At 35.4% G+C, this 16,578-nt stretch carries 16 protein-coding genes and 1 riboswitch; of the genes, 1 reads left to right on the plus strand and 15 read right to left on the minus strand.

Annotated features, from left to right (window positions below):
* Window positions 1-1,452: threonine synthase (gene thrC, locus PHQ99_04980; protein MDD4288922.1), on the plus strand; the 1,452-nt coding region annotated here is incomplete at its 5' end.
* A gap of 12 nt (window positions 1,453-1,464) precedes the next feature.
* Here thrC and phoU read toward each other — a convergent pair.
* From phoU to PHQ99_05055, 15 genes are all read right to left on the minus strand, one after another.
* Window positions 1,465-2,139, minus strand: a complete 675-nt coding sequence (gene phoU, locus PHQ99_04985; GenBank protein MDD4288923.1) for a phosphate signaling complex protein PhoU — start codon at window positions 2,137-2,139, stop codon at window positions 1,465-1,467.
* Window positions 2,140-2,210: 71 nt separating this feature from the next.
* Window positions 2,211-2,972: a phosphate ABC transporter ATP-binding protein PstB gene (gene pstB, locus PHQ99_04990; GenBank protein ID MDD4288924.1), complete on the minus strand. Its 762-nt coding sequence runs from the start codon at window positions 2,970-2,972 to the stop codon at window positions 2,211-2,213.
* Window positions 2,962-3,819 (minus strand): phosphate ABC transporter permease PstA, encoded by an 858-nt coding sequence (pstA, locus tag PHQ99_04995; GenBank protein MDD4288925.1) that lies wholly within the window; start codon window positions 3,817-3,819, stop codon window positions 2,962-2,964. The genes pstB and pstA overlap by 11 nt, the downstream gene beginning before the upstream one ends.
* 5 nt (window positions 3,820-3,824) lie before the next feature.
* Window positions 3,825-4,709: a phosphate ABC transporter permease subunit PstC gene (pstC, locus tag PHQ99_05000; protein ID MDD4288926.1), complete on the minus strand. Its 885-nt coding sequence runs from the start codon at window positions 4,707-4,709 to the stop codon at window positions 3,825-3,827.
* A 116-nt stretch (window positions 4,710-4,825) separates the two neighbouring features.
* On the minus strand, window positions 4,826-5,656 hold the full coding sequence (locus PHQ99_05005) for a PstS family phosphate ABC transporter substrate-binding protein (protein ID MDD4288927.1): 831 nt from the start codon (window positions 5,654-5,656) through the stop codon (window positions 4,826-4,828).
* 110 nt (window positions 5,657-5,766) lie between these two features.
* Window positions 5,767-6,177 (minus strand): arsenate reductase ArsC, encoded by a 411-nt coding sequence (locus PHQ99_05010; GenBank protein ID MDD4288928.1) that lies wholly within the window; start codon window positions 6,175-6,177, stop codon window positions 5,767-5,769.
* A gap of 102 nt (window positions 6,178-6,279) precedes the next feature.
* Window positions 6,280-8,019, minus strand: a complete 1,740-nt coding sequence (locus PHQ99_05015) for an ATP-binding protein (protein MDD4288929.1) — start codon at window positions 8,017-8,019, stop codon at window positions 6,280-6,282.
* On the minus strand, window positions 8,016-8,696 hold the full coding sequence (locus PHQ99_05020; GenBank protein MDD4288930.1) for a winged helix-turn-helix domain-containing protein: 681 nt from the start codon (window positions 8,694-8,696) through the stop codon (window positions 8,016-8,018). Before PHQ99_05020 ends, PHQ99_05015 begins: the two co-directional genes overlap by 4 nt.
* A 156-nt stretch (window positions 8,697-8,852) precedes the next feature.
* Complete coding sequence (locus PHQ99_05025; protein ID MDD4288931.1) at window positions 8,853-10,535, minus strand: YgiQ family radical SAM protein; 1,683 nt, start codon at window positions 10,533-10,535, stop codon at window positions 8,853-8,855.
* A 79-nt stretch (window positions 10,536-10,614) separates the two neighbouring features.
* Window positions 10,615-11,379 carry a UPF0280 family protein gene (locus PHQ99_05030; protein MDD4288932.1) on the minus strand — a complete coding sequence of 255 codons (765 nt, stop codon included), beginning with the start codon at window positions 11,377-11,379 and terminating at the stop codon, window positions 10,615-10,617.
* A 12-nt stretch (window positions 11,380-11,391) separates the two neighbouring features.
* Window positions 11,392-11,799 carry a 4Fe-4S binding protein gene (locus tag PHQ99_05035; protein ID MDD4288933.1) on the minus strand — a complete coding sequence of 136 codons (408 nt, stop codon included), beginning with the start codon at window positions 11,797-11,799 and terminating at the stop codon, window positions 11,392-11,394.
* 36 nt (window positions 11,800-11,835) lie between these two features.
* Window positions 11,836-13,014 (minus strand): homocysteine biosynthesis protein, encoded by a 1,179-nt coding sequence (locus tag PHQ99_05040; GenBank protein MDD4288934.1) that lies wholly within the window; start codon window positions 13,012-13,014, stop codon window positions 11,836-11,838.
* A 174-nt stretch (window positions 13,015-13,188) separates the two neighbouring features.
* Window positions 13,189-13,884 carry a vitamin B12 dependent-methionine synthase activation domain-containing protein gene (locus PHQ99_05045; GenBank protein MDD4288935.1) on the minus strand — a complete coding sequence of 232 codons (696 nt, stop codon included), beginning with the start codon at window positions 13,882-13,884 and terminating at the stop codon, window positions 13,189-13,191.
* Window positions 13,885-13,950: 66 nt separating this feature from the next.
* Window positions 13,951-15,840, minus strand: coding sequence for an ASKHA domain-containing protein (locus tag PHQ99_05050; GenBank protein ID MDD4288936.1), 1,890 nt, complete (start codon window positions 15,838-15,840; stop codon window positions 13,951-13,953).
* Between the two features lie 22 nt (window positions 15,841-15,862).
* On the minus strand, window positions 15,863-16,393 hold the full coding sequence (locus PHQ99_05055; protein MDD4288937.1) for a folate family ECF transporter S component: 531 nt from the start codon (window positions 16,391-16,393) through the stop codon (window positions 15,863-15,865).
* A gap of 72 nt (window positions 16,394-16,465) precedes the next feature.
* Window positions 16,466-16,564: riboswitch (THF riboswitch) on the minus strand.
* Window positions 16,565-16,578 lie beyond the last annotated feature (14 nt).

A 16,578-nucleotide genomic window follows, 5' to 3' on the forward strand; every position in this document is an offset into this window, starting at 1 on the left:
GCAATAAAAATGGGAATGGTCCCTGCAGGGGGGCTATTTGTTCCGGAAGAAATCCCAAGTATTTCTATCCAGCAATTAGAACAATGGAAAGATTTGTCCTATTCTGAACTTGCCACAAATATTTTTTCATTTTTTTTAGAGAATGATTTTTCTGAAAATGAGATAAGTTCTATTACCAGAAATGCTTACAATAGTGAAAACTTTGATTCTAACGAGATTACTCCACTAAAACAGCTGGACGACCAATTGTACATAATGGAACTTTTTCATGGACCAACAGGTGCATTTAAAGATATTGCCTTACAAGCACTGCCACATATTTTATCCGGGGCATTAGAAAAACTCTCCATCACTAATCAACTTATAATATTAGTAGCAACATCCGGTGATACCGGAAAAGCTGCTCTGGAAGGTTTTAAAGATGTACCGGGAACTCGGATTATTGTTTACTATCCTTTTCAAATGGTCAGTAAAATACAGGAGTTACAAATGCTTACCACAGAAGGCAACAATACTCATGTAGTTTCCGTCAGGGGTAATTTTGATGACTGCCAGAATGCTGTAAAAGATATCTTTACTGATAAACAGTTTTCTGATTATTTATTAGAAGAAGGCTATGAGTTCTCTTCGGCTAATTCTATTAATTGGGGCAGGCTTTTTCCACAGATTGTCTATTACTTCTATGCATATTTGTCCCTGTTAAAGAAAAAAAAGATTCAGTTAGCCGAAAAGATTAACTTCACTGTTCCCACTGGAAATTTCGGCAATATTTTGGCTGCCTGGTATGCCCGCAAGATGGGTTTGCCTGTTGAAAAACTAATCTGCGCATCTAATATAAATAAGGTCTTGACTGACTTTTTTCAAAATGGAATCTATGACCGCAATCGGCATCTTATTTCTACCATCAGTCCGTCTATGGATATATTAATTTCCAGTAATCTGGAAAGGTTTTTGTTTGAAATATCAGACCACAATGAGGTAGCTATTAATTACTGGATGAGAAACTTACAAGAAAAAGGGAACTTTAAATTAGAGAAAACTTTAAAGAATAAGATGGAAGAAATAGTATTTGCCGGTTATGCCAGTGAAAAAGAAACAATGAATACTATCAAAAAGGTCTATAACCAATATCAATACCTGATAGACCCTCATACTGCTGTAGGCGTGAAAGTATTTAATGATTATAAGGTTTTGGTTCAAGACAATACCAAAACTGTAGTTGATGCTACAGCCAGTCCCTTTAAATTTAATCAGAGTGTCTTCACTGCTCTATCCGGTGAAAATAATGTTAAAAATATGGATGAGCTCGTTCTGCTACAGGAACTCAGTAAATATAGCGGATCACCGATTCCTGCTAATTTACAGGAACTGACGACTAAAAAAATAAGACATAACCTGGTTTATGATAAAAAAGACATCAGGAAGAGCCTGCAGGATATTCTAAAAATCTAAGATCTTTTTTTATCATTCTTTTGAATTATCCTTGTTTTTATCGTCAAGATGTTTAATTACCTCTCCTTCAACCATAAAAACTACATCTTCACAGATATTAGTAGAATGGTCACCAATGCGTTCTAAATCCAATGCTAATGAGATCAGATGAAAAGAGCGCTCAATAGTAGAAGGATCTGAGCTCATAAATGTTAGCAGCTCACGTATTATCTGATCTCTTAAACCATTAACCATTTTATCCCTCTGAAATACTTCCCGGGCAAGCTGAGAGTCGTTTTCTATAAAAGCATTAACGCTATCCTTTATCATAGTCTGCACTATTTCGGACATTCTGGGAATATCAATGTAAGGTTTAACCTGGGGTCTTTCGATGAGAAAAATAATACTTCGGGACATACTTGCAGACAGATCACCAATCCTCTCCAGATCTCTGTTCATTTCCAGCATCATAAGTATAGTTCGCAAATCTACAGCCATAGGCTGAAACTGGGCAAGAATCCAAATACATTTTTCATCCAGATCCACTTCATACCTGTCAGTTCTTGGTTCGTCTTTCTCTATTACTTCCAGGGGATAGTTCTTATTATTCTCCATCAATCCTTTGATAACTTTTTCTATCATGTTTTCAACCAGGGTAGCATACTCTATTAATTCCCGCTTAAGCGGCATAATACGCTCTTCTAACATTATATTCTCCTTTTCTAATCACAAAGGATAATCTAATTATCAGTATATTAGTAAAATTTTATTAACCTATATTAACCAAACTTTCCAGTTAAGTACGCCTCGGTCATTTTGTTCTTAGGAACAGTAAAGATTTTCTCTGTTTCACCGAATTCAATTAACTCACCAAGGTACAAAAAAGCCGTATAATCAGACACCCTGGCAGCCTGCTGCATGTTATGAGTGACAATTACAATAGTATAGTCTTTCTTTAACTCCAATATTAGTTCTTCAATCTTCTGGGTAGAAATAGGATCCAGGCTGGCACATGGCTCATCAAATAAAAGAACTTCCGGTGCAACAGCCAGGCAACGGGCTATACAGATTCGTTGTTGTTGACCTCCTGAAAGACCAAGTGCACTTTCATTCAAACGGTCCTTGACCTCTTCCCATAATGCTGCCTTTTTTAGTGATTGTATCACAATTTCTTCTTTCTTTCTGCGGTTTTTTATGCCATTTACTTCCAATCCATAGCTGATATTATCAAAAATGCTTTTTGGAAATGGGTTTGGTTTTTGAAAAACCATCCCCACTCTGCGTCGAAGCTCTACTACATCGGCCTTTGGATCATTTATGTCTTCATCATCAAGTATTATAGAACCTTCTAACCTGGCTTTAGGTATCAAATCATTCATTCGATTAAGCATGCGGATCAGAGTTGATTTTCCACATCCTGAAGGCCCAATTACAGCCGTTACCTTATTTTTATAGATATCTAAATCAAAGCCTTTTAAAACCTGTGTTTGACCATAATAAAAATGAATATCTCTAACCTTTATCTTGGTTTTAAGTTCCATAATAACTTTGGCTCCTTTGTCTTTGCCTGAGAATAATTGCCAGGACTGACATTGTTAATACCAATATTAATAAAATAAGCGCACAACCATAGGCAATACTGGTCTGTTCCTCGGGGTGAACTCCCTCGGTCATCAAAGCATAAATATGGTAAGGTAAAGCCATTACCTCCGAAAAGACTGAATCAGGGTAACCCCGGGTATAAAAAGTAGCTGCAGTAAACATAATCGGTGCAGTCTCACCCGCTACTCTTCCTATACTCAATATAACACCAGTTAAAATTCCCGGCAGAGCACTGGGAAGGACTACCTTTCTAATAGTCTCCCACAATGTTGCCCCCAGGGCAAGGGATGCTTCCCGGTAGGACTGTGGTACCGCCATCAGGGCTTCCTGTGCTGCAGATATTATGCTTGGCAAAACCATAATTCCCAAAGTTAAAGAACCGGAAAGAATCGATACCCCAAATCCGAAATATTTAACAAATATTGCCAATCCAAAAAGACCAAACACCACAGATGGTACCCCGGCTAAATTATTGATGCTGATGCGAATGATATTTACTACAACACTTTTCGGACTATATTCACTCAAGTATATCGCACTAGCCAGACCAAGGGGAATAGAAAAAACCATGGCTCCCAAGGTTAGATAAAGGGTGCCTACAATAGCAGGAGCTACTCCTCCGGTCGTCATAGCCTTTCTGGGTACTTGAGTTAAAAATTCCCATGATAAGACTGCAAATCCCCTGGCTACAATAAAATATATAATAATTCCTAAAAAAAAGATGGTAGTTAAAATACAGATGAATAACAACAAAAAGCCAAGATTCTGCTTAATTTTTTTATCCATTTGAACTACCTTCCTAATCCTAATTTTAATCGGTATCGGCGACTTATTATTTCTGCAATAATATTAAACACCAGGGTTATTAAAAATAATATTAGCCCAATAGCAAATAAAGAATGATAATGAGTGCTTCCTACTACTGTTTCACCCATTTCCGCGGCTATAGTTGAGGTCATCGGCCGCACAGGCTTTAAAAAAGAAGTGGGAATAACCGCTGCACCACCGGTCACCATTAAAACAGTCATGGTTTCCCCGACTGCACGACTCATTCCCAGGATAATGCCGGTTGAAATCCCTGAGCCGGCAGCTGGAATAATAACCTTTGTTAAAGTCTGCCACCTGTTTCCCCCTAATGCCAGAGAAGCCTCCCTAAAACTATTGGGGACAAAACTGAGAGCATCTTCTGAAATACTGCAGACAGTAGGAGTAGCCATAATACCCAACATTAGGCTTCCGGTAAAAGCAGTCTGGCCAACAGGGATATTTAAGGTTCTTTGCAGATACGGTGCAACAATAACCATGCCAAAAAATCCGTAAACTATAGATGGTATACCTGCCAATATCTCAATAATAGGCTTTAAGATGGCCTTTTGTTTATGTGTTGCCAGTTCATTGATAAAAAGAGCACTTCCTACTCCTAATGGTACACATACCAATATTGCCCCGATTGTTACCATTAATGACGCCATAATCAATGGAAGTATACCAAAGTCCGGGGGGTCATAAGTAGGATACCAATCTTTACCAAGGATAAAATTAAACAATCCTATTTCCTGAAAAGCAGGCAAACCTGTAGCTAATAGGGTAACCATTATCCCAACTAAAAATAGTAAAGAAGCAAAAGCCAGGATAGCAAATATCCATTTAATAATTCTTTCTTTTTTCTGATACATTTAGTTTTTGCCTTTACACTCTTTTAGATTTTTTTGTTAATTTAAGGAAATAACCGGGCATAAACTCTTTATTGAAGCCATGCCCGGGAGGTCAGGTATCTGTATTGATTATTCAGTTATTTAACACTGATATAACCATTTTCTTCAACTAACTTTTGTCCTTCTTCACTCATTACAAAATTAATGAATTGTTTTACTTCACCTGCAGGCTCTCCATTGGTATACATAAACAAGGGTCTTGCCAGGGGATAGGTATCTGAATTTACAGTATCTTTGCTGGGTGCTACTCCATTAATTTTAATAGATTTTACTTTAGAGGTCACATAACCCAGACCAATATAACCTATTGCTCCTGGAGTATTGGCTACACTGGTAGCAACAGCAGCATTAGAAGCCTGTAACAAGGCATCAGGTCTTACCCTTTCTTTTTCCAGAGCTAATTCATTAAAAGCTTCAAAGGTTCCACTGGCAGAATCTCTTGAAATAACCACGATTTCCTGGTTAGTACCTCCCACTTGTGACCAGTTGGAAAATTCCCCGGTGTAGATTGATTTAATTTGTTCAAGAGTCAATTCATTAACACCATTAACCGGATTAACTACAACAGCAATGGCATCTCTTGCCACTATATTTCCAATTGGCTCAACTCCCTTTTCTTCAGCATTTTCTAATTCCTTCCCCTTTATGGCACGGGAGGCATTACCAATATCGCATGTACCATCAATTATAGAGGATATACCAACACCTGAACCACCACCCTGTACAGAAATATCTATTTTTGGGTTCTGATCCATAAAAACTTCAGCACAGACCTGTGATATTGGCAGTACAGTTGTTGAGCCTTTTACTATAATATTATCTGCAGCCAGTCCATTGGTAGAAGTTAAAAGGGAACAAATAACTGCTATACTCATAATAACCAGGTTTATTTTTTTTAATTTTCTCATTTTTATCTCCTTTTATTTTTTTGAAATGATTTTCATCTCTTTTTGTTGATTACAAATATAAAGGAGTTTTGTAAAGAATATATAAATATAGTGTTAAGAATATGTTAATTTTAATAGTTTTTTAAAAAATTCAGACATTTCTCTTTTATTTCATTCCTGATTTTTCGAAAGAATTTGATTTTATCATGCTCATTTCCCTTGAAATTTGCAGGGTCTTCTATGTCCCAGTGGATATTTTGATGATTTCCCGGGAATACAGGGCAAACTTGCCTGGCATGATTACAAACTGTAATAACATAATCAAATTGCCAGTTTAAAAATTCAGTAACCGATTTTGATCTATGTTTTGAAATATCAATACCAGCCTCTGCCATCACCTTTATTGCATAAGGATTAACCTGGGTTGGTTTAACCCCGGCACTGACTACTTGAAATTTATCACCAGCCATATTATACATAAAACCTTCGGCCATCTGACTTCTGCAGGAATTGCCTGTACAAAGAAAAATAATTTTTTTCATACTGCTTTCCTTTTTTGTTTATTATTTTATAAAAAATTAATTTTTTTATTATGTATATTTGTTTTGACTTCAAACTCATTATAAGTAGCTTAAAATAAAATTTTATGTTTGGTAGACAGGTAGCGTTATAATAAACCTGGTTCCTAATCCTAACCGGCTGTCCACTCTTATCTCTCCCTTATGCAGCATCACTATATGTTTAACAATAGAAAGACCCAAACCTGTTCCTCCCTGTTGCCGGGACCTTGCCTTGTTGACTACATAAAAGCGTTCAAAGATTCGACTAACATCTTCCTCTTTTATTCCAATACCGGTATCTGTAATTTTAATCTGTACTTTATTGGCTGTCAGCAAGTTGATGGAAACAATTATTTCACCTTTCTCCGTATATTTGATTGCATTATCAATCAGGTTGATAAATAATTGTTCAAGCTTGTATATGTCTGCTTCTATATTTGGTATATCATCCTGGATATCCATTACTAATTTTAATTGTTTATCTTTAATTGATGGCCTAAATATTTTGACTATACTCGTCATTAATTCTTTTAAGTCGATTTTTTCTATCTGTAATTTTCCACCTTTGTCCTCCAACTCAGATAAGACAAGCAGGTCATCTACCATACTGATGAGCCTTTCTGTATTTCTTTTAATAACCTGGATATATTTTTCTTTCTCAATGTCAGTAGCACCTTCCATTGTTTCAATATAGCCTTTAATAGAAGTGAGAGGGGTTCGCAATTCATGGGAAATATTTGTAATCAGGTTTTTTTTGATTAGGGCTAATTTTTTAGAACGGGTAATATCATTGAATATTAAAACCGATTTATCCTTTTTTTCAATATAAGTTCCTGTGCACAGATAATCTTTTCCTGATATATCAATTTCTGTGGTAAAATTATTTTTCTTTTCAATCAATTCGCTTACTTTCTTATTTAATTTGCTATCCCGAATTACTTCCCAAAAATACTTCTCGCCCATATTGTGTTGATAAAAATCTTTTCGGAATTGACTGTTGTATAAAATAATTTTTCCTTTATTATCCAGCAGTACAATTCCACTGGCTATTGTGGAAATTATGGCATCCAACTCCTCGGTCTGCATTGATAATGCACTAACAAAACTTTGTAATTTTTCAGCCATTTTATTGAATCCCTCAGATAATTCCTTAATCTCGGGTCCCTGCTGTTGAAAAATTATTCTTGTTTCAAGGTTGCCATAACCTACCCTGTCAAAAGCCTGCAGCAACCTCCCGGTAGGTATTGTAAATATTTTAGAAACATAAGAGGAGATACCAATAAAAAACAGCATCAGTATGATACTAATCAGTAAAATTGTGCTTCTCAAGTTAGCAAAAATATCCTGCATCTCGTCCAGAAAGGCACTCAGTCTGATTGCTGCAATAATATTCTCTTCCAGCCTAATCGGGGTAGAAAAATAAAGCATATCCTCCCTGGTTGTCGTGCTATATCTGACTATATGAGTTTGTTTTCCCTCCAGTGCTGTTTTTATCTCAGGTCTGTTGATATGGCTTTCCATTTCCTGGGACTCTTTTTCTGATTCAGCTATTACCTGACCGTTAATATGGATTATTGTAATCCTGGTACCTGTTTCTCTGGATATTTCTGTTATAAATTCATCCAGCCCGGACCAATCCTGCTGAATAAAAAAAGGTTTGACAGTCTTCTCAATTATTGTAGAAAGGTGAGTCATATTTTCAACTTTATTATTGATATATTGATTTTTTACTGATGATGTTAAAAGTATTAACGCTATTAGAGATAGCAGGGCTATTACAATTATATAAATAATAGATAATTTAAAAAATCTTGATTTTCTCATAATTCCAGCTTATAACCGACTCCTCGAACATTTTTGATTAAATGACCTTTATTTCCTAATTTTTCTCTTAAATTCTTAACATGTACATCTATAGTACGATCTAAAACCGCTTTTTCTTCACCCCAAAGATAGTCTAATATCTGTTGCCGGTTAAAAACCCAGCCCTGTTTAGTGGCAAATAGTTTTAATATTCTAAATTCAGTTGAAGTTAAAGAGATTTCCCTGTCTCCAATAAAAACACGGTATTTCTCCAGCTCAATAGTTAAAGTTTCATCAATCACAATTTTTTTATCTTCTGATTTTGCTTTTTTTCTCCTTAATACTGCTTTTATCCTGGCAACCATTTCCCCTGGCGAAAATGGCTTTGTCACATAATCATCAGCACCCAGCTCTAATCCTAAAATTTTATCTGTCTCTCCAGTTCGGGCAGAAAGGATGATAACCGGTATATCCATATAGCGTTCATCTCTTTTAAGATATTTACACACCTCAAAACCTCCTTCATCAGGAAGCATAATGTCAAGAATAATCAAATCAGGAATTTTAATAGCCAGCTGCTGGTAAAATGTGGCAGCATCCAGAAAACCCTTGGTTTGAAAAGAGTATTTGTTTAAGTGAAGTGAAATTAAATCAACTATATCCTGTTCATCATCAACTATGTAGATCAAAGGCAACATGAATTTTAAAACCTTTCTATTTCTAAGAGAATTATTTTAATAATTAATGTCTAAAGACTGTTTTCTCTATTATTGTAATTTCTAAAGATAAAAATTGTGATTATGTATGTATATAGTTATAATAAATTTTATACATTAAATAATACACCCGAATTATTAATTTATAATTAATTTTTTTTGTTTTTCTTTATTTTTTACCTTTTTTTCTACAAAAATATTATCTCCTGTAAAAGGATCCATGCCGGTATAATACATTACTGAAGAATAAGTGGAAGGTGTAGGAATAAATATCTGCACCTGTTCTGGATAAATATGCAACTCTTTTTGAATAAATTGTTTAAGCAGAATCATATCTTTCTCTCTGCAGCCTGGATGTGCTGCAATAAAATAATAGGTTAAATATTGCTTTTGGCCTGTCTGTCGGTTAATACGGTCAAATAGTTTCTTAAAACTGGATAAATATTTGTTGTCTCCTTTTCCCATTAAAGAGAGTACCTTTTTCTCAATATGTTCAGGTGCTATTTTTAATTGTCCGGAAATATGATGTTGTATTATTTCCCTCAGGTAGTTTGTACCATTTTTTTTATCTGCCACCACTAAATCATAACGAATCCCGGAGGCAACAAAAATTTTCTTAATTCCTTTAATTTTTCTGATTTTTCTCAATAACCTCATCTGTGGTTGATGACTTAGTGCAAGGTTATTGCATATTACTGGAAACAGACAACGTTTTTTTAGACAATGACTATCTCGCCTGGGATCAGAACATCCCATACCATACATATTAGCAGTGGGACCACCTACATCCAGAATATATCCCTTGAAATCCTTATCAGTTGCCAGCTGTTTAATCTCATTGATAATTGATTTTTCACTCCTTGACTGGATATATTTCCCCTGGTGAACAGTAATTGCACAAAAATTACATTCACCAAAACATCCTCTGTGAGATGTTACTGAAAATTTAATGGTATCCATAGCCCTGACAGGTCCATCCTTAAAATAGAAAGGATGAACATCATTTTCATAATCAATTTCGTATATCTTATCCAGTTTTTTTGTTGATAAAGGGAAGGAAGGTGGATTATGGATAAGATAGCGATTATCCTGTTGTTGTGCCAGAATCTTACCGTGGAAAGGGTCCTGATTTTGATAAAACAGGTGAAACATCTGGATAAATTTCTCTTTATCCTGTTTTACTTCCGAAAAAGAAGGAAGAAGAATGCTTTTTTCAACAGGATTATCAGAAATATAACAGATACCACGAATATCGCTAATGGATTCTTTTTTAGCAAGCCGTTTGGTTAATTCTAAGATACTATTCTCAGCCATCCCATAAACTAAGATATCAGCTTTACTGTCAAATAAAATTGATCGCCTTATACAATCATCCCAAAAATCATAATGGGCTATTCTTCTCAGGCTTGCCTCGATACCTCCAAGCACAATGGGACAAGTGTTTTTAAAATAGCGCTTGATGAGGTTGACATAGACGATAGTTGCCCGGTCAGGCCGGCGGTTATTTATTCCTCCCGGGGTATAATCATCTTTTTTTCTTTTTTTCCCGGTAGCGGTATAATTGGCTATCATTGAATCTACGGATCCGGCGGTTACTCCCCAAAAAAGGCATGGCTCTCCTAATCTGCAAATATCATCAGGAGAATTTATGTCAGGCTGGGCAATAATACCTACCCTGTAACCGGCTTTGAGTAAGATCTTCCCTATCACAGAAATTCCCATATAGGGACTATCAATATAGGTATCTCCGGTTACTATGATTATGTCCAGTTTTTCCCAGGATAATTTTGCCATTTCTTCCCGGGTAGTAGGTAAATACATCTAAAAACCTCTGTAGTCATTAATGTCCAGATAATTGGAATAATATTATTTTACCATACTTCAATGAAAAACAATTATATTAAACCAATCCATAATCTATTTCTCCCCACATGCCTATCCGGTCATCTTTGATAATAACCAATCCAAGAATTCCATCAATATTCTTTGCAACCTTTAATCCTTTTTTTATATCTGCTTTGGTAAGAATTATATTACCGATAGCCGTAGCAGCAGCATCTGCCAGGGCAGCAGAATTGGAAAGAACGGTTACTGCATCTGCCTTTCCCATACTGAAAGAGGGTCCTACGGTACCGGAGGAGGTACATAAACCAATACCTTTCTTACGGGAATCAATTTTCAGATATATTTTATTACTCAATGGAGACAATCCGGCATAAATGATTACTTTTCTGATGTGAGAGCTTTTAAGATAAAGGTCTCCGCCATTTTCAATAATTACCTCATCGGTTTTGGTTAACAGTCTTTCTGCAGTATACTGGGATATACAGCCGGCAACGGCTGCCATCGGGCCTACCTGACAGATTGCAGAAGCTTTAATCATTTCCTTTATCATGGGGTGTGCGAAATTATCAAAAGGATATGGCTTTAATGTATCCTTAAACTCCAGGTTTTTCCTGATATATTCCTCCAGCACATTCCGAAAATGCCTCAGGGCAGATAACCCCTCTTTTTGTAGAAGAACAGGTGCTTGAATCAGTAAATCACTTTCTGCTTCCTTCACCTGAAAAGAAATTAAATCCCGACTTTTAATTCTTTGTCGATATGAGCGATTATAATGCTTCACATCGAAAAAATTGCTGTAATTAATATTTTGATTATCCATAATTAAATCAGGCTAAAAAATATATTCAATAGCCCCTACGGGACAGGCATCTGCACAATAACCACATACCACACAATCCTGATAATTGAATTCCAGGTGATAGTTTTCTTTATTCATTTTTATAGCCCCAACAGGACAGATGGAAACACAGGCACCGCAGTGATTACATTTTTTTTCATTCCAGAAAATTTCCTGTTCAAGAAATTCAACTTTCACATTATGTTCTTTTAAAAAATGAAATGCCTTATCTATCTGCTTCCGGTCTCCACGAATTTCAATAACCAGCTTTCCGCCAATACCAGGTTCAAATTTTGCTTGCAGTATATTAATCCACAAGTCATATTTTTTAATTAATAGATATGTAATCGGTTCTTCCACAGTGGAAGAAGTAAATCTTAAAATTGCTTTTTGTTTAATCATGATACCTCCGGAATTTTGGTAAAATTTTCTGGAATATTATTGGACCCGTTTAGTCTTTAATTGTTTAAATTCTCTCTTAGAAGGAAAAGGCTGAATAGGTTCCTGCAGGAGAAATTGTCCTTTTACTATCAAATCTTTTAGTGTAGAGGCAATCTCTCTTGCCTTTGCATAACTCGAAACTGATGAAGTGGGTATTTTTTTCCCTTTAATCTCTATCTGTCCACTTCTTAATTGGTTATAATTTACAACACCCAGTGAAGGTTTATTGAGATGTGGGTAGCTGTAATCGGTTATCTCTGTATATATCTCTTCATCTTTAATACTAACTGCCTTCAGCATCTCTTCATCAAGTATAGGTATGGGAACCCCGATTCCCATATAAAGAGTCACTCCATAACCTGAGAAAAAAGCAGCCTGTAAAAAGTCCGGATTCATTTCTTTTAAGTCACCTATTAAAGACAAGACTGCTCCTTTTTTACCAATTATCTTCTCTTTGTCATCTTTGCCAAAAATTGGTTGAGGATTAAACTGAGTTCCTTCCCAGATCACATAGCCTTGCGCACCACCAATAAAAATCCTTGTTCCAATGCCGATAGTTCTTAAATCAGGATCATTTAGTAATGGACTTAACTGGCCACTGGTAGAATAACTTGCATTTCCCAGCTCAGGGAGCAGTATTCCCATATAGGTGTATATTTTTTTGGATGACTGGTTAACTGCCACATTGTAATTCTGATAAGAATTCCTGGGGTTAACCATAAACGCCTGGTTAACTGTATTTTTAGAAATCGTAGCCTCTACTTCTCGGGCAGGATAGCAATCTGTTCCGCCAGAAATTGCCTTTAAGCGAATATTTTTTCCTTTTACAAAATCTTCAATTACATGTGCTCCACCATAATCGTTTCTCTCTGTTTCAGATAACTGGGTAGCACCTAAATAGAAATCAACAGCAGCTAATCCGGCATAAGCCATTACATCATTAAGCCATACTTTCTGCATGCGAATGGGTGGGTCACTATGTCCTACATTAAAGAAAGCCCCTGAAGAACACATTGGACCGAAAGTTCCGGTAGTTACCACATCTACCATTTCCGTTGCTTTGGCAATTCCCTGCTCTTCCTTTAAGGAAATTACTTCCTCGGCTGTCATTACTATTGCTTCTTTTCTGGCTATTTTATCATTAATTTCTTGAAATGTTCTCTTGACCTTCCCCATCAAAATACTCCTCTTCTATCTTTTATGAAATGTATTAATTAAGGTTTTTAAATATTTCCATAAATACTAAATCTTATTTGGGGGATTGTCAAATTTTTTCATGCCTGTCAAGCTATAATATTAATAATACATACTCTTTTTATATTTTTGTGGTATGACTATTTTAATTAAATTTCAGTTTTTTCTGAATTGACAATTAACTGCCTTGCATGTTTTGCAGGAATTTTCTTTATTTTTGAATATTTTTGGCTTTATCCCTATTCCTATCATAAAAGATAATGACTTTTTGGGTACCATCATATAGGAATCAGTTATATTTACTCCGATTTTGTCGGCGGGTATAATTTGAAAGATAGTTTTTTGTTGATCTATTGTCCATCCTTCTTCACCGGGACTAAAAGATCCAATAACCTTCAATCCCATATCCTCAGCTTTTTGACGAATCAGTTTACACATACAATCGCGGAAATTTCTAATTGCAACAGTTCCCGCAGCATCAAGAGCCATAGCCTTTGGAGCTTCACCTGAAGAGAAATATTCGGATATCTTATCCTCTAAAAAATGTCCGACGCTCACTATACAAAAAACAGCATATTTTATATCTGCTAATTGCTCAACCAACTTATTATCAAACTGCAAGGATTGTTTATTTGAAAGAAGAATTTTTCCACTTCCCAGACAAAACTGTTTGACTTTAACAAAATCATAAATTCCTTTTGGTTCAATCAAACTATATGCCTGGGCTATTTCTTCCCTGGTCAGTTTTATAATTAACGGGTTGATATCCGAAGCCTCTTTCTTAAAACATCCCAGGTAACGCAACACCTCCTCTTTATCTATCCTTAATCTGATATTTTCTATAATTTCCATTTAAACATAACCTTTTTACTGTTAAAGTGAACTATGCTCTAATAAATTAATTAATTTTATTATCATTTATTTGCTTTTATTAAAAAATATTTCGCTAATAAATTCCTTTTGAAAATCGGGGTTGGAAGATAATTCAATATAATTTACCTGCTTGTAAATTCTTTCAGATAATAGTCTTTTCTCATCAGAACATAGAGCAAGCTCAGCACCTTTCCCAGCTGCATTGCCAACATTTTTTATTTTTATTAATGATAAATCAGGTATTAATCCTATCCTTACAGCATTTTTCTTGTCAATAAAATTACCAAAAGCTCCTGCTACCAATATCTCATTAATATCAGCTGCAGAAATACCTGCTTCTCTTAACAGAATTTTGATTCCTGCATTTACCGCAGCTTTGGCTAATTGAACTTCTCTAATATCCTTTTGAGTCAGATAAATATCTTTTCCTTTCAAAGTCTTCTCACCTTTGGCTAAAAGAAATTTATTTCCATTTTCGCCTTCTAATATTCTTTTTTTTATTTCTTTGTTTACTATGGAACTACACTCTTTTCTATCAAGAAGCTTTCCACTTCTATTTATAATTCCTAATCTAAGCAATTCGGCAATTATATCAATCAGCCCTGCACCGCACAGTCCCCTTATCTTTCCGTCTTCAATAACCCTGTAAACAATTGCATCATTTTCAATTTTTACTTTATCGATAGCTCCTTTTGCTGCTCTCATGCCTGAGGAAATCCTGGCACCTTCAAAAGCCGGACCTACTGCTGTTGAACAAGCCAATAATTCCCCCTGAGCTCCCAGCACAATTTCTCCGTTAGTTCCTAAATCGACCAGCAAAACAGCTTTGCCTTTCTTGTACAGACTATTAGCAATAATACCGGCTGTAATATCCGCTCCCACAAAGGCGGAAATATTGGGAAGTATAAAAACTTCGGCAGTCTGATTAAGGCAGAGACCGGAGATATCTGCTGCTTTCAAATTGAGACTTTCTCTGATAACAGGGATATAAGGTGATGGCGCTAAATTGACAGGGTTAATTCCTAATAATATATGATGCATACAGGTATTTCCGACAAATACACTTTTATAGATGTTTTTTTTATCTATTTTTGCCTTCCGGGAAGATTCAGTTATAATTTCATTGATAACTCCAATAATCTCTTCCTGTAACTTTTGTAAGCCATGATTGGCTTTCTTAATAAATCCAATCCTTGAAATAGTATCATCGCCATATTTAATCTGGGGGTTTGATTTTGCAACAACAGCAATTTCTTTTCCGGTTATCAGGTTAATCAAATATCCTGCTACTGTTGTTGTCCCAATGTCAAAAGCAATACCATAATTATCATCAGTAGTATCACCTTTTTCAATATCAATAATCCTATTCTGAAAAAGAGTGACTGTAATCTTATAATCAGCTTCTCTAATTAATATGGGAATTTTTTGCAAAATTTGTAAAGGAACTGATAAATTAGCTGGAACTGGTTCATTGTTTATCTTTTTTTGAGATAATACATCCTTAATATTTTCCCAATCAGATACCTGATTATTGATAGAAGGCCTTTCTAACTCAATATATATTTTCCTCAAATTATTATCTGGATGAAAAACATTACTCGTATTGCATACATCACCTTTTGCCCTTGATAAAAGAAATTCCTTGAGATTTAACCTGACCTCCGAAGGAATCTCTATTATTGTATCCTGGATTAATTTTGTCTGACAGGCTAACCTGTAACCTTCCGCTATTTCTTTATCTGTTAAGAATTTCTTCTCTACAGAACCTGCAGGTGGTGCACCTTTTACTATTAAAATCTTACATTTGCCACAAGTTCCCTCTCCACCACAGGGTACATCAATATCTATCCCGGCTTTATTTAGGGCATCAAGTATTCTGGTCTCTTTTTTTACTTCAATATTTCTTTGTTCAGGTAAAAAAGTTACTTTTATCATTGCATCTTAACCTTCCAAATTGTCAATCTCTGGGTTGAGGAAATATTTTTTGATATCTTGTCAGAATTATTCTTATAAGCAAGGAATATATTAATATATTAATCGGTACAGATACTAACCTCGGTATAATTAATACCTTCCAGGGTATACCAAATAAAATATGTAAAAAGTAAGGCACCATTATGGCTGTGGTTATAATCTGCCCAATGGCAATTGCTAAAATTAAATTTAAAATGTTCAGGCTATCTTTCCGGCTAATATGTAAAAAAAGCACAGGGATTATACCGGTCAGGGCAGAGCTAAGAGTAAAGTGTGGCATATATGCCCCTATGGGATTAACAATATACCCTAATATATCAGATACGCCCCCGACAATACCTCCGGCTAAAGGGCCAAACATTATTCCACCTAAAATTATCGGCAATCCACCAAAACCAATCCTTACACCCTCTATTCCTCCAATAGCGATTCGAATACTTGCTATTCTTGTTAAAATTATACTCAATGCAATTAATAAACCAATATTGGTTATAATACGTGATGATATTTTCATATTCATTCTCCTTGATATAGCTTTAATTTCTGCTACATCAAGTAGAATGTTAAAAAATATCATTTTCGATGTAGCAGCGGACGCGATAACCTACCGCAGGATAAAATACCCTTTCGTTTAGAGACAACGTCCCATTCTCTAACACTTGGACGCAGGTTACCTACTCTAGCTTATTTTTCCTAAAA

Source organism: Atribacterota bacterium (assembly GCA_028703475.1).
In the GTDB taxonomy this organism is placed as follows: domain Bacteria; phylum Atribacterota; class Phoenicimicrobiia; order Phoenicimicrobiales; family Stramentimicrobiaceae; genus JAQVMU01.

Coding starts and splice junctions, on each gene's coding strand:
- pstB (MDD4288924.1), bottom strand. CDS start 2,972: ATGGAACTTAAAACCAAGATAAAGGTTAGAGATATTCATTTTTATTAT.
- PHQ99_05030 (MDD4288932.1), bottom strand. CDS start 11,379: ATGGATAATCAAAATATTAATTACAGCAATTTTTTCGATGTGAAGCAT.
- pstA (MDD4288925.1), bottom strand. CDS start 3,819: ATGGATAAAAAAATTAAGCAGAATCTTGGCTTTTTGTTGTTATTCATC.
- PHQ99_05035 (MDD4288933.1), bottom strand. CDS start 11,799: ATGATTAAACAAAAAGCAATTTTAAGATTTACTTCTTCCACTGTGGAA.
- PHQ99_05025 (MDD4288931.1), bottom strand. CDS start 10,535: ATGTATTTACCTACTACCCGGGAAGAAATGGCAAAATTATCCTGGGAA.
- PHQ99_05055 (MDD4288937.1), bottom strand. CDS start 16,393: ATGAAAATATCATCACGTATTATAACCAATATTGGTTTATTAATTGCA.
- PHQ99_05045 (MDD4288935.1), bottom strand. CDS start 13,884: ATGGAAATTATAGAAAATATCAGATTAAGGATAGATAAAGAGGAGGTG.
- PHQ99_05015 (MDD4288929.1), bottom strand. CDS start 8,019: ATGAGAAAATCAAGATTTTTTAAATTATCTATTATTTATATAATTGTA.
- PHQ99_05050 (MDD4288936.1), bottom strand. CDS start 15,840: ATGATAAAAGTAACTTTTTTACCTGAACAAAGAAATATTGAAGTAAAA.
- phoU (MDD4288923.1), bottom strand. CDS start 2,139: ATGTTAGAAGAGCGTATTATGCCGCTTAAGCGGGAATTAATAGAGTAT.
- pstC (MDD4288926.1), bottom strand. CDS start 4,709: ATGTATCAGAAAAAAGAAAGAATTATTAAATGGATATTTGCTATCCTG.
- PHQ99_05040 (MDD4288934.1), bottom strand. CDS start 13,014: ATGGGGAAGGTCAAGAGAACATTTCAAGAAATTAATGATAAAATAGCC.
- PHQ99_05005 (MDD4288927.1), bottom strand. CDS start 5,656: ATGAGAAAATTAAAAAAAATAAACCTGGTTATTATGAGTATAGCAGTT.
- PHQ99_05010 (MDD4288928.1), bottom strand. CDS start 6,177: ATGAAAAAAATTATTTTTCTTTGTACAGGCAATTCCTGCAGAAGTCAG.
- PHQ99_05020 (MDD4288930.1), bottom strand. CDS start 8,696: ATGTTGCCTTTGATCTACATAGTTGATGATGAACAGGATATAGTTGAT.